Raw genomic sequence first — 13,934 nt, 5'->3', positions numbered from 1 at the left:
TAGATAAACACTGCTCGCCAACGAAGGCGAACAACATTTTGACAACAAATAACCAAGCTATTTACTCAGACAATGACATATTTGAGTCAGCTGTATCAAATCTTTACATTGCATGTCATTTAAAACTGATAAATGACATGCAATAGGCTAAATGTTACTCGTTTGAGCCAGTTGTTATTGCTTGTTCTGCCACAGGCATATCACTTTTAGAAGCTGGTAAAGGAGTACCAATAGTAATAGCGCGAGGGTCAAGCGCCTGCATTTGGCCACTAAATGAGGATTTAATGTCATCCCATTCATTTGATGCTTCAATAATTCTCGGAGTAACCATAACGATTAGCTCAGTTTTAACGACTTCATCATTATTACTTCTGAACAACCCACCCAATACAGGGATATCACCCAACAGAGGAACTTTAGACTCAGAATAACTTGAGTTTTCACTTATCAAGCCACCTAAAATGACTGCTTGCCCACTATTCGCCACTACCTCAGTGTTAATCATTCGCTCAAAAATAGCTGGAGAATCTGACACCGTTTCAGTATTTGCTTGGTTACTGATTGATTGGTTAATCTCCATGATAACCACACCTTGGCTATTTACCGTTGGGGTTACGGTTAATTGCACACCAGTTTTACGGTATTGAATAGAGGTTGTTTGTCTATCGCCATCAGGATCCGATGTAGTCTCACCCACAACAGGAATATCAGTACCCACATTCATTGCTGCGCTGGCACCATCTCGAACCACCACACTTGGACGAGACAATACATTAACGTGACTATTCGTCTCTAAAAAGTTAGCCAATATTTCGCCATCGGCGCCTTTTAGGCCAAATGACATACCGCCAATTTTTTCAACTCCAAATGCACCTTTGGTACTAATACTCAAATCACCACTGTTAAAAGCGAACTCAACCCCTTGTTTGAATACATCGGTTAATGTCACCTCAGCAATCATAACTTCCAACATTACTTGCTTTGGCATCACATCCATGCGTTTAATTAAAGGTAATAAGCGCTGATATTCTAAGCCCGTCGTCTGCACAATTAGTGCATTAGAACGCACATCTACCACTAGTTTAACTTTATCATTACCAATAGCCCCGCTGCTTTGGTTCGGCTTACCTTTAGTTTGAGCAGAGGTTTCCCCCACCGTACTATTTGCAGCTTCTCGTCTATTAGCCGAGGTTCCAGAGAGTAACGGTTCAAGGCTTTCAGAAATATCACTCGCACGAGCGAACTGTGGTATATAAGTAAAATACTGATTCTCTTCAATCAGCGATGGCTGATCAAGTTTTTTCAACCAAAATCCAGCACGCTGCAATAACGCGTAATCGTTAGCAAACAGCACTACTGAAGAAATTCGCTCGATAGGTAACACAGTTACTGCGTTACCACTAGGCTTATCGCCTTTAACTGTTATCCCTTCATTATTAAGTACGTTCGATAGGTTTTCAGCGAGTTCATCAGCCGCTACATAAGTGGAGCGATATAAAGTCACCTGCCTATCTTGGAATAATGGCGCATCAACTAAATGAATAAACTCCATGGCTTTAACAATTTCAGCGCGGCGACCAGTTAACGTCACACTGTTCTGATCATAGTCAACACCAACTTGGACATTGGCTAACTGCTGAATGGTTAAATGGAACCCAGATTTTAATGGGAAGTTCAATGGTACAATTTGAGTGATATCAACCGACGTTCTAGGGACATCATCAAGATCACGCCCAAAACCAAATACTGCGTTTGTGGAACCTTGTTGATCTTGCTTATTCACATAATAGAGATCATCTTTAAAATATAGTTGATAGCCACCATCTACCAGCAACTCATCGACTAAAGTAAAAAGCTTACGTTTGGAGATCGGTTTGCGAATATTTAACGTCACCCCTTTACTATCCGCTTTAGAGTTACTATCCAATATGTAGCTAACTTCTAAAACTTCACCCAATACGTAATGTAAAAATTGATTAAGTGGCAACGCATCTGCTGAAATAGTGACTTTCTCTGTATCACTAAACTGTTTGGTCAGATCGAGAGCGTCTTGACTTGCCATCCGATCACTTTTCATCGATGGCAACTTTTCGTAACTAATACTGGGCTGATTGATATCAGCTTCATTTAAGCCTTGTTGATAGTCAACATTTTGTTGTTTTTCTGAGGGTTCACCTTCCAAATATGAATTATCAACAGCAAAGGGTTCAGTGGGGAGTGTGCTACAGCCTGATAGAACAGCCATTGCGACGATTGATAAACAGAAATTTTTACGCATTGCAAACACACCCATAATTAAGAATTTCTTTTGTACATCATTAGCTGAATAACCTGTTCACCACGGGTTAACTCAATTGATGTATGATTTAGCTGAGACACGGTGAAGCCTTCGAAGCTTTGCCCCTGCTCAAGTTTTAGCCATTTAGTGTTTTTACCTTCATGAGATTGTTGTTTTATCAACGCAAAATTGGTGTTTTCATTAATGACTGCTTTTAAGCTTAACTTTGACGTTTTAGTATATAGACTCAACAAGTCGCCTTGCTGTAAATCTATATCAGGTATTTCTACTTTTTCAGCACTACTACCTTGCTTAACATTTTTACTTGCAGCTTTTGCCTGCTCTTCTGCTTTTGCTCTAGCGCGATAGTCGTATTTTTCATAAGCGTCAATCAATATTGCTTTTTCTTCATCTGAAAAAGAGGGAAGAAGATCTGCGTCATTAGTAAAACCATATTCTACGATCTCATCAGAGGTTGATATTGGAACCCAAATCCTATCTGAGAAATCGTAAACCGCACCGACGCTTGCAACAGAAAAAGCAGCTACAACGAACTTAAAGTGTGCATGTGCGACTATTTTAGTTAGCATCACCGACCTCGTTGTTCATATAATAATTTAACGTGATTTGACCGTTAGCATCGCCAATGCGTGTTGTAGATTGACGCCTAAATGCAAATACAAAATCATCTACTTCTACCCACTGTGCTTGTGATTCTATCTCGGCCATTAAACCAGGAAACTTTACACCATCTCCTTGAAACCGGACTTGCAGTTGAAAAAGTGTCAAATTGAATTCGTTAACTTGTTTGGTGGCAAGCCACCCTATTCCTGTAACATTGAGTGCATACTTTTCTATCAATGCTTCAAGATTTTGTTGATTTTGCAATTTAAACTGATTTTCTGCTTGAAACGGATACAAACGCTCCCTATTAGCCTTAACTAACGCGCGTAGCTTCGGCAATAACGGTTCAATTTTTTGTTCATTTGCCATGGCTTGCTCAGCTTTCATCACGCGTTTGCTTTCTAATACAAGCGTTGCTTTTCTTTCATTTTGCCACTCGATAACGGGAACACAAACAAACCGAGCAAACACTAAACCAGCCAACAAAAACAGTAAGTAAGGCTTTTCTTTAAAAATATCCATTAACCAGCCTCTTTAAGACGGAAACTAATGGTAAAAACTTCGTTATTGCGACTTTTACGAATTTGACTATCGAACTTTGCATCGGTAACTAAAGGGTCTTGAATCAACATATCTAACAACTTCGTCGCTTGTTTGGTCTCGCCATTGAGAACATATCTATCATTTCTAAATCGGATAGTTCTAAACTTGGCTTGTTGCATTAATGGTTCAAGAACAAACCAAAATGAAGTTTTAACGGCTTGTGATTCAATAAAAGCCTGTTGCCGCAACAGTTTTTCTGTCAGCATGTTGTATTCATTTTGAATACTTAGCGCTTGATTAACTTGCTCAGTGTTGTCTGCAATTTGCGCATCTATACGATAACCTTGTAACTCAAGGTATGCACTGCTGACAACAAGATAAAGGCTAATAGCTCCTCCAAGCGTTAGGCATAATGGTTTAACTAACTCCTGAAAATCAAGCTTTTTCTCTTGCTTAACTAGAAGGCTTACGCCGTATTGAGCTAACAGTTTTGGTAACTGAGCAGCAGTAAAAACAGCAAACTGCTGAAATGACATTAAACTGCTATCGTCTGAATTAATCGTCCGGACACCAGAGGCCATTGAGAATGCGTTGACATCTTGTATCATGCCGCCTTTAACCGTCGACACTATTCCTTGCGGTGTGTTGACAACATAGACTTGAGTTGCCTCACTTTGGAACTCTGTCACATCAAAATGTGGTCGCTTGTAACCGATTAAAAAAGACTCAGGAACGACTATTTTTGCCCCTAAGACCTCATTTAATTGCCATTGGTTACTCGCTGTTTTGCCATCCTGTTGTTTATAAGTAACAAATTGTGATAGGCCATCATTTGCCGATAATTCTAAACGAATAAGCTTTTTTACTTCTGCTGTATTTTCAATGGGGTATTGCTTACATGATTCATGATAATGTTGCCGAGACAATATCAATACATTGGGTTTAAAGCCCTGCTCTGCTTCTTGCCAAGTGAATTCACCATCGACCGAATCCACCAAACGATAAAGTTTAGTGTCGAGATAGCCTATGCCCATGTAGGCAACAGATTTTCTAGTAAGCGCTATAAATTTATTCATTATTACCAATTCGAAGCTACACTATCCACTACAGTCCCATCGGCCTTCGCATACGGGTCTAATTGTACCGTCATCTCTTTCTCTAATTTTGCTTGACCGTAGTTTACCTGAATATTCAGTCTAAATAAGTCACTTTTTGACAAAATAATCCCTTCTTGATCATATACTCCAGTTAACTGACTAAATTCGCTTCGCGTTAAAGAACCTTTGCGCCTTAAATCAAGAATATCGTTAGCATCGCTATTTAAGTATGCTTTTAAAACAGGCTCAGGTGCCATCATGGGGTTAAAATAGCTAGCTCTAGGTACTGACAACAATGGCTCTAATTTTCGCCACAATTCGTCATCCATACCTTTAATTAATCTAACTTCAGACTTAAGTGTTATTGGCGCATTACGGGGGCCAATTTCATAATCGCCTTTTTCAGCACCATTTAACCTTTTTAAATCATCACTGTCTTGCCAGTCCAATAAACTATCTGTAATCGTACTGGCAATATCGGCTGTTCCGCCTAAATTTTGAATTGTTCTTCTTAGTAACGTTTGATCAGGAAACTCAGTGTTGATTAATCCAGCCACATCTTGAATTTTTACCTTGGTATACTGATCAATTTCAATTGGGGTTGCGTAAAAGTTATACCCTTCTGGTAAGGGGTACAAATGGCTATCCGTCGCTTCCTTTGTCAGAAGTTCAAATAGTACCTTCGATTCAGCAGAGCGTATTAATAAACCTGCTAACACCCTATCGTTCGCTGCTTGGGCTACCGATACTTGTTGCCTAGCCGTAATAGTAAAATAGAGTGCCAGTACGGAAATAATCGCACTGATCAACAGAACCTGTAATAACGCTATGCCTGTTTGTTTGCGTATAGGAACGCGAACCTGCATCCCCAAAAAAGATTGCCTATATTGCATATTATAGCCCTGGAACCTCAAGGCCTCTTTCGGGGTGAGAGGCAAAATTAGCATGATAAGTAAGCGACACTTCACTATTATCAGCTGCTCTATAACGAACTTTTAACCTAGCGATCTCAGGAAACAAGCCCGTAGCGATCGAGTCATATTTCTTATGCCACGATTTATCAGCTTTACCAATACCTGACATTTGTACATTTTTATCGTTCAACGTAGCCCAGCCATAATATTCGAAATCTACGCTAACAACATTGTCTACAACAACCAGCCTATGAGTAAACTGAAAACCTTGACTTGGGGTACTCAATATAATGTTATTTGCGTTTACTTCTCTGTATACCAATTGTTTTATTTGGCTATTCTCCAAAGCATCTTCCAAAGAGATACGATAAATAACCCCTTGATTATTAAACACTCCATACTCGCTCGCTGCGGTTATGGAGTTAGACTCGCCAACAAAATACAACCCCTTCTTTGTGTCTGGTTTTGTCACAACTAAGGGAACGGTACTTTGCAAAGTTCTTTTAGTCAGCTCTACATTTTTTACAAAAGCGGCTGTTTGTTTATAGTTACCTAACTCTTTTTGCCAGTTGTTGCTAAATAGGCTGTAGCTATAACTGGCAATAAACAATATCAGGCTAAGCAGCGCCGTTGATATTAGCAACTCGATCAGTGTGAAGCCTTGATGAGACTTATTTGCAGACTTCATTATGGTGCTAAATTCCAGCTAAACTCAACGTAACGATACTGCCTATCGTAATCTTTGTAGTTTGCATCGAGCTCCACCTGCCATAGCTTAAAGCGATTATTTTGCTCAACTGCCAGCCCTGCCTCTGCTAACATTTGAGGCGGAGCGGCTTGAAAGTCTATCATTTCAGCTTTCCAGCTATATGCAGCTTCACCCATCTTTCCCGAACCAGACAGCTTGTCGATACTCGCTTGCCCCTTTTGACGAATCTCAAGCTGAATCGCATCAGTCATTACTGGTACTAATCCATTAATATAAATACTTCTTTCAGCTTTATGGCTAGATAGAGTTGCACCCCGATATATCAAGGTGGTTGTCGCTATCACTAAGAACATGATAAAGCCTGCGACTAATACCTCCATTACGGTAAAGCCATTCTGTTTAGACATTAACTGGAAGTTTGTCATTTAAACTCCCCGGAACTGACGAGTTCAATTGGGTAGCTTTCTCCACCTATTTGATAAATGGCTTGAGACTTTCCATAAAAACCATTTTTATTTAGGCCAATGAATTGAGGCTGAAAAAAAAGTGATGAGAACTGAATTTCGTCAACAATGTTACCTTGATCGCCTTTGATATTAGCTGAGGCCAATCTTCCTTCTAGTGAAACCACTAATGGTTGCCCACGGTTAAACGCAGTGTAAGAAACTTTTTCTAACCAATTTCTGAACTGCATCTCTTCCGTTCTTACATTCATTTTGTCGACGTTTCTAACCGCTAAAGGCCCAACTAAACTCAATAAAGTCCCCATTATCACCAATACAACTATTAGCTCTATAAGGGTAAAGCCTTTGCTCCTGCTACTAGAAGCCGACATCGTTAACCGCAACCATGCTCATCAACATAACCACGACAACTCCACCGACAATGCCTCCCATAAATAAAATAAGCAAAGGCTCAATCAGCGTTGTCATTTTTTCTGTCCAAGATTCAAACTCCTGACGGCTGCGATTAGCTATTTCATCAAAAACTTTGGCTAAGTTACCTGACTCTTCACCAACTTCTAACAGTGAGATATAAAAATCTGGGAACAACGAGGTTTGTTTTAACGCTGGTGACAAACTATGTCCATGCTTAACCTTACTACGGACGATCTCCATTTCTCGTTGCAAAACTTGGTTTTTAATATTGCCTTTTGCTAAAAAGAGTGCTTTATCAATAGGCAACCCTGCTTGCAACATCATAGCTAGCGCACTATTGAATCTAATACGTTCGGTCACCAGTACGGAGTTTGCTAACCCAGGAATCTTTAATAAGGTTTCTTGCCATAACTTCAAAAAATTTGGTTGCTTAAATAAATGGACTAACGCGAAACCACCTGCTACGACACCAAGTGCCATAAACACTTGATACTCCTGCATCCAATTACTTAACCCTAAAAGAGCCTGCGTGTACCATGGTAACGTTTCTGGGTCAGTAAATAGAACTGATAATTTAGGCACAATGAAGTTGAATATGAATACAATACATAAAATACAAACAGCTAAAATGACAAACGGATATGTCAAAGATGAAATGATCTTTCGCTGTAAATCTCGCCTAAATTTTAAGTCCTCAGCCAATTTAGCAAAGATTTCTGGCAGATTACCTGATGCTTCGCCGAGTTCGACTAGATTAATATACAGGGGGTCAAATACATCATCATGAGCTTTTAGCGCTTCAGACAAGCTTTGACCTTTAGAGATGGAGCCACTGATGTTACTCAGTAACTTGACCAAAGCTGGCTGCGCTTTAGAGCGCTTAATAATATCTAGCCCCTTGTCGATCCTTACTCCGCTAGATAGTAGTAGACTTAACTCAGCAGTTAGAAACTCTAAATCAGCTAAAGTTACTTTTTTTGAAGCGCCAAATATAGATGCTGCAGACTCTTTGTGCTCGCTCACTTCCGACGGTAATAAGCCAAGGGATTTAATCTGAGTAACTGCTGCTTGCTTATCAATCGCCTCTACCTGGCCATCAACCTTAGCACCTGCTTTATCATAGGCTTTGTATGTAAAAACCTTCATTAACCAGCTACTCGTAAAACTTCTTCAACGGTCGTCTGCCCCAAAAGTGCCTTGTAAAAACCATCTTCCAACAAATTTCTTTTGCCGCTTTCGCTATTATACTCTCGTGCTTTACTAATAAAGTCCGAATCTTTTGGTAGTTTCATGATTTGCTCATCACAACGCAAATATTCATTAACAGCAATACGCCCCTTATACCCAGTATTCCCACATGCTTCACAACCAACGCCCTTGACTAACTTGACGTTATCGATTCCAAATTTAGATGCCAACTGATTCAGTTCGTACTTAGCGATGAGTTCCTCTGATTCTGGATCTTCACATGCACATTGCTCACATGTTCTTCTAGCTAAACGCTGCGCCACAATAGAGATTAGTGCCGCGTTGAGAAGAAATTCATCTACACCTAAATCAAGTAATCGAGTATATGCACTGGCCGCATCATTAGTGTGGACTGTAGAAAAAACTAGATGTCCTGTTAGCGCGGACTGCATTGCTATTCGAGCCGTTTCCTTGTCTCGAATTTCACCAAGCATAATAATATCTGGGTCTTGACGTACAATGCTTCTCAAACCTGCAGAAAAATCAAAACCGATATCACTATTAACTTGAACTTGGTTAATTCCTTCCAACTGATACTCTACAGGATCTTCTAATGTAATAATTTTTACATCGTCGTCATTCAGTTCATTCAAAAAAGTATACAGAGTCGTTGTTTTACCGCTACCAGTAGGGCCGGTCAGCAGAATTACGCCGGCCGTTTTTGCTAAGTCTTGATTAACATAATGTTGTACGTCATCGGCAAGTCCAAGTACTTCCATATCGTACCTAACAGACTCTTTGCGCAAAAAACGCATTACAACACTTTCACCTTCATTCAACGGTAGTGCTGAAACACGTATATCAAGCTCTTGGTTGGCGATTTTCATTGCGATTTTGCCATCCTGCGGACGCCTCCGCTCGGCAATATCCATGCCCGACAATATTTTTAGTCTAGTAACAATAGGTAGCTGCATACGCGGCGCTAGCCGTTCTACTTCATGCAAAACACCATCGATTCGATATCTAACTCGATATCTCCCCTGGAATGGCTCGAGGTGCATATCTGATGCTCCCTGTCGCAAGCCACGGGAAATAAGAGAATTAAGCAAGTTAACTGTTGGTGCTTCAGATGCTAATTCTCGCAGGCGTTCCTCTTCATCGCCAATTATTGCATCATCACTATCAACTGCAGCATTTATATTGAATTTTCGATTAAGTGTCTGTATGTCAGCTTCCGTGCCGATAAACAACCTAGCTTCAATCTGGTTGCGACGAATAAATTCGTTAACAGACAGATCTAATGGGTATTTAGCAACAAATGTCCAGTTTTTACCGTCAACAGCCAATAAACTCCAACAAGCATCATCGAGTAACTGGAAGGTTTCTGCTTCAATATTTGGTATCTCAGCTTCCAACCATTCGGTAATATCGAGTTGAGGCAACTGAAAATAGCGGCTATACACTTCCGGTAAACTATCTTCGGGGAGACTCCCTAAGTTCACCAATATCTGCTCCAGATAGCCGCCATATTTTGCTTGATACTTTAAAGACTTATCAAGATCGCTGTCGGATATATGAAACTCTGTCGACAGTAGTTCTGGCAAGGTCATCATTTATGTACGATATCCTCGTTATCACCTTCACCACCAGGCTGTCCATCTTTACCATAAGAGGCTAAAAAGTAAGCTTTACCATCTTCGCCAGGCTTTTTGTATGCATAAGGATTTCCCCATGGATCTAACGGCAAGTCTTTTGGCAAATAAGGGCCGTCCCAAGTTGGTTTATCACTCTTACGTAACTCTTCTAATGTGTCAGGGTAGTCGCCATTATCAAGACGATATGTGTCTAGTGCAGTCTCAAACATCTGCATTTGAGCCGCTGCCGTTTTCTTTTGTGATGAGCTTACTTTAGAGAACATTGCTGGTGCCACCAAAGAAGCCAACAATCCAATAATAACGATCACGATAAGCAGTTCAATCAGAGTAAAACCGCGCTTGTTTTTTTGCATCATTTTCTAGTCACCTAAAATTTAAGTGTTGTGGATATTATCAATCTTGCTAGTACATCGGCAATACTTGAGCACATTTAATGTGTTGCATGATAAGTTATGTAAAAGCTTTCTTGTTTTTCAATGGCAAGTGTTGAGTAAATGCTACACAGTTATAGCCGATTTTTGATGGCTTGAAGCGCGTAGCAAGAAAAGTAAAATACAGAGTTTATCAGCGATAGTTTTTCTACTTCTCGGTACACTCGCCACTGATATTTTGCTGCTGTAATTTTATTAGCGGAAACAGATGACACACCAACGTAGTAATCAGCTAAGCTTTCTTGTATTCCAAAAGCACGATCCGTCTTTTTAAGGATCTTTAACCACAATGCTAAATCTTGTCTTTTAGCGATATTAGGCATAAAAACTTTGCCCAACTTTTGGGTATCATAACAAGCGGTCAAACACCCAATACTATTAGTTCTCAAAATGTCGTTATAACTCACCGAGGCTGGAACTTTCATTGTTCCTAGCTTATGTCCATTTTGATGAATACGTCCATACCCAGTGTAAGTCAACGCTGACTCTGTAGTTAGCATAAACGCGATTTGTTTAGCCAGTTTTTCTGGGTGCCAGGCATCATCAGCATCTAGAAATGCAATAAACCGACCTTTAGCGGCATCAATTGCTCTATTTCTTGTCACTGCAGGCCCACCGTTCCATTGCCTCCGGATCAATCTAATACGAGTGTCCTTGTCGACGTACTGCTGAATGACTTCGACTGAAGCATCACTTGAGCAATCATCAGCAATTATCATTTCCCAGTCACTGTACGTTTGCGCTAGCACTGATTCGATTGTTTTAGTGATTGATTCACTACAATTGAAAGAGGGTGTAATGATGCTAACTATTGGACTATTCATATACGACCTTCCAATTGTGTTTTAGACATTAAAAACCCTTTCAAAATGGCTCGATAAGCACTTGTTCCTTGTAATGAAAATTTATTACGATTCTTAATATAAAAATAATTTACAGCTAGGAACCCTAGTATCAGCCCATAAATTTCCCTAAACGCGACACCACGGCAAGCCAAGGTTGCTTCACTATCAAATACCTTTCCTGAGGAAAGTTTGGGGTGATGAGCTATTACTAAAGGTCTATAGAATAATTTCGCACCTCGCTCAAGAAGCCGTGATAAGTAAACCGGCTCTTCACAGGCCGGCAAAGCACTTCCAGCCCCTAGATACTCAGGAAAGCATGCCTGCTTTAATACGTGAGTCCGTACTACCATCTCAATTGAACCAATACGCAAAATACTTTGTTTATTGTGTTTTTTAGCATTACTCGGATAATTTTTTATCAGCTCGCCAGATTCCTGCTCCGAAATCTGAAAGCTGATCATATCAGCACTAGGATTTTGGCTAAATGCGTCGCAAACAATGCTGTAGAAATCTTCAACTAACGCAACATCATCGTCCATGATCAAGCTAATGTCGCCATCCGAAACCGTTATTGCTTTATTTCTACTTTTCGATAACCCCCGGTTATAAAGCCTGTGATACTGAACATCTTTACGATCGAGCAATGATTCAATTTCAGCAGTATAATCTTTGGAAGATGTGCACTGATGAATAATCTTGTAGCGAACGTTAGCGCTCTCTGGCATTAAAACCTTAATGGATTCAGCGAGTCGGTCTCCATATGTTGAAATTAGTACATCTAGAATCATTATTTACCTTAAATATCGTATGACTGACAGGGGTTACCCCTTTAGATTGTCGACTCGCGTTTTTAACCAAGACATGTTTCGCTGGATATATAAACTAAGCGCACTTTTATAATTTCTAGGGCTTATTGATTTTATTAAGTCAATAAAACCAAAACCAGAACCTGACACTTTAGCCTCCAAAATGGTTAAAGACTTAAGATGGGAGGGTTTAAGCAAGTCCCTATGTTTGTATTTGAATTTTTCAAAGCCTTGAAACTTGCGATTAACACTCGATGAGATTCTTACCCCCCCATGCTCGGTTTCCAAAATATAATTCGTTGCGGCGATTTTTAGTGCCTTAGGATTATTTTTTAGTAACCTAACCCAGGTATCATAATCTTGAAATGCAGGCATTTCGACATCAAACCCACCTATCTGTTCAAATTTCTTTTTCGTTGTGAATACTTGGTTCCCAGCAAGATTATGATGTAGCATCTCATTCAAACCAAACTCTCCAGACTGAAATCCATAACTTCTGGGGATCATAGTGCCATTTTTCATCAACTCTTTAACGTTAGAACAAACAAACGCATATTGTTCTTCATAGGCATCGACAAGCTGACGAACTCTTTCAGGCAAGAAATAATCATCATCATCTAAACCCGTAATAAAATATCCTGTCGCCTTTTGAATCGCTCTATTACGCGAAAAGCAAGCTCCACGGACGACATCGTTGCGTAGATAAATAAAATCGTAATCCTTTTGCAAAGCCGCTATGGTCTCTGGGGTATTGTCATTAGAAGCGTCATCTACCACTATTAGCTCAATCTCTTTGTAATCTTGCTGGATTACCGACTTTATTGCTCTTTCTAGCAGTTGACTTCGATTCTGGGTAATTAAATAAACAGTAACCAACATGGTGTGTACTCTTTAATAGGTGGTTATGAATTGAGCGGTGATGAATAAATTTTTGACCAACCACAGCATCCCGAAACTTAACAACATCGTGGTTCTTAGCCAGAGCTCCGCCTTAAATCGACTAAAAGACAACGCAAATAGATACACTTCATAAGGGCAAAATAGGTAAAAAAACCTAAGTGACAAAAGGTTAAGTTCATGTAACGCAGCCATGCCTAAAAAGCCAATAACAAAGGTAGTAAGAATGACATCAAACCTTTTAGAATATTGCCTTAAAAACCGACTATCAATAATACAGTAACAGATCAGTAGGAAGTCAAATAAGATCGCAATACTCAGAAAGTTGGTAGAGCCTGCTTGAGTGATCATATAGTTGGCAACTCTATACATTGACAAACTATAAGGCGCAAGCAGATTAGCTAGTTCTGAGAGAAAATCGACATTTGCGATAACTACAAAAATAAACGTAAAAACAAGAATGTAAAGTGGTCGCCATTTAAAGTTTCGAAATGGCCAAACACAAAGAAATAATACCGACATGCTATGAAACGTGGTTGCAAGCAATGTAAACATCAAAAATTGTATATGCTTGCCGTTTAGCATCTTAATAAAGGCATAAGTACAAATTGCTACAGCAATACCTTGTCTTACGATGTTATATTGAAGCGTGATGAAGGTAAACGTACAAGTATAAAGGAAAAACAGGATCGGTCCGAGTCGACCATCTAGCAAGCTAAATGAGCGATATATTATTGCAAGAGTAAATAAATTTAATACAAACAAAAAACCACTAAAAGAGATACCTAACTCTCTAAATAGTGATGCTAGTGTAACAAAACCTATTTCAATTCGTTGTGCTTCAAAGCCAAAACTTTCCTGAGCTAATGCTGTAAATAATGGTTTAATATCATGGTAGATTTCAGCATAACGTAATGTATCGGTTCCTATCGACAAATCTCTAAAGCCAATAAAATAGGCTATAAGAATAATTAGCGGCGCAGCTATAATAAATTGCGATCTTTGAACTTGTGCAGCAGTAAATGCAAATAATGCAGCTATGACGCCTAAAAAAACGTAAAAAAGCACA

At 39.6% G+C, this 13,934-nt stretch carries 15 protein-coding genes; all 15 read right to left on the bottom strand.

Annotated elements, in window-relative coordinates; translation table 11 throughout:
• Positions 1 to 154: 154 nt before the first annotated feature.
• Positions 155 to 2,278, bottom strand: a complete 2,124-nt coding sequence (locus ACHUFW_RS04085) for a type II secretion system protein GspD (RefSeq protein WP_394200808.1) — start codon at positions 2,276 to 2,278, stop codon at positions 155 to 157.
• Between the two features lie 17 nt (positions 2,279 to 2,295).
• Positions 2,296 to 2,868 (bottom strand): hypothetical protein, encoded by a 573-nt coding sequence (locus tag ACHUFW_RS04080; RefSeq protein WP_394200807.1) that lies wholly within the window; start codon positions 2,866 to 2,868, stop codon positions 2,296 to 2,298.
• Positions 2,858 to 3,424: a hypothetical protein gene (locus ACHUFW_RS04075; RefSeq protein ID WP_394200805.1), complete on the bottom strand. Its 567-nt coding sequence runs from the start codon at positions 3,422 to 3,424 to the stop codon at positions 2,858 to 2,860. The genes ACHUFW_RS04080 and ACHUFW_RS04075 overlap by 11 nt, the downstream gene beginning before the upstream one ends.
• The gene (locus tag ACHUFW_RS04070) at positions 3,424 to 4,521 is read right to left on the bottom strand and encodes a hypothetical protein (RefSeq protein ID WP_394200804.1); all 1,098 of its coding nucleotides are present in this window, start codon (positions 4,519 to 4,521) and stop codon (positions 3,424 to 3,426) included. The genes ACHUFW_RS04075 and ACHUFW_RS04070 overlap by 1 nt, the downstream gene beginning before the upstream one ends.
• A gap of 2 nt (positions 4,522 to 4,523) precedes the next feature.
• A complete protein-coding gene (locus ACHUFW_RS04065) occupies positions 4,524 to 5,435 on the bottom strand; it encodes a type II secretion system minor pseudopilin (RefSeq protein ID WP_394200803.1) in 912 nt (303 codons plus the stop codon).
• A gap of 1 nt (position 5,436) precedes the next feature.
• Positions 5,437 to 6,144 carry a PulJ/GspJ family protein gene (locus ACHUFW_RS04060; RefSeq protein ID WP_394200801.1) on the bottom strand — a complete coding sequence of 236 codons (708 nt, stop codon included), beginning with the start codon at positions 6,142 to 6,144 and terminating at the stop codon, positions 5,437 to 5,439.
• On the bottom strand, positions 6,144 to 6,590 hold the full coding sequence (locus ACHUFW_RS04055) for a type II secretion system protein (protein WP_394200800.1): 447 nt from the start codon (positions 6,588 to 6,590) through the stop codon (positions 6,144 to 6,146). The genes ACHUFW_RS04060 and ACHUFW_RS04055 overlap by 1 nt, the downstream gene beginning before the upstream one ends.
• A complete protein-coding gene (locus tag ACHUFW_RS04050) occupies positions 6,587 to 7,000 on the bottom strand; it encodes a pilus assembly FimT family protein (RefSeq protein ID WP_394200798.1) in 414 nt (137 codons plus the stop codon). Before ACHUFW_RS04050 ends, ACHUFW_RS04055 begins: the two co-directional genes overlap by 4 nt.
• Positions 6,987 to 8,189: a type II secretion system F family protein gene (locus ACHUFW_RS04045; RefSeq protein ID WP_394200796.1), complete on the bottom strand. Its 1,203-nt coding sequence runs from the start codon at positions 8,187 to 8,189 to the stop codon at positions 6,987 to 6,989. Before ACHUFW_RS04045 ends, ACHUFW_RS04050 begins: the two co-directional genes overlap by 14 nt.
• Positions 8,189 to 9,841, bottom strand: coding sequence for a GspE/PulE family protein (locus tag ACHUFW_RS04040; protein WP_394201131.1), 1,653 nt, complete (start codon positions 9,839 to 9,841; stop codon positions 8,189 to 8,191). Before ACHUFW_RS04040 ends, ACHUFW_RS04045 begins: the two co-directional genes overlap by 1 nt.
• Entirely contained in the window at positions 9,841 to 10,242 is a 402-nt protein-coding gene (gene gspG, locus ACHUFW_RS04035) for a type II secretion system major pseudopilin GspG (RefSeq protein WP_394200795.1), read from the bottom strand. Before gspG ends, ACHUFW_RS04040 begins: the two co-directional genes overlap by 1 nt.
• 149 nt (positions 10,243 to 10,391) lie before the next feature.
• On the bottom strand, positions 10,392 to 11,141 hold the full coding sequence (locus ACHUFW_RS04030) for a glycosyltransferase family 2 protein (protein ID WP_394200794.1): 750 nt from the start codon (positions 11,139 to 11,141) through the stop codon (positions 10,392 to 10,394).
• The gene (locus tag ACHUFW_RS04025) at positions 11,138 to 11,950 is read right to left on the bottom strand and encodes a glycosyltransferase family A protein (protein WP_394200793.1); all 813 of its coding nucleotides are present in this window, start codon (positions 11,948 to 11,950) and stop codon (positions 11,138 to 11,140) included. The genes ACHUFW_RS04030 and ACHUFW_RS04025 overlap by 4 nt, the downstream gene beginning before the upstream one ends.
• Before the next feature lie 33 nt (positions 11,951 to 11,983).
• Positions 11,984 to 12,847: a glycosyltransferase gene (locus ACHUFW_RS04020; protein ID WP_394200791.1), complete on the bottom strand. Its 864-nt coding sequence runs from the start codon at positions 12,845 to 12,847 to the stop codon at positions 11,984 to 11,986.
• 12 nt (positions 12,848 to 12,859) lie between these two features.
• Positions 12,860 to 13,933 (bottom strand): EpsG family protein, encoded by a 1,074-nt coding sequence (locus ACHUFW_RS04015; protein WP_394200789.1) that lies wholly within the window; start codon positions 13,931 to 13,933, stop codon positions 12,860 to 12,862.
• Position 13,934 lies beyond the last annotated feature (1 nt).

The sequence above is a fragment of the Shewanella waksmanii genome, from assembly GCF_043643685.1.
GTDB classification, from domain to species: Bacteria; Pseudomonadota; Gammaproteobacteria; order Enterobacterales; family Shewanellaceae; genus Shewanella; species Shewanella waksmanii_A.
The sequence above is the reverse complement of the archived record's forward strand: the minus strand, read 5'-3'. Positions and strand labels throughout refer to the sequence as shown.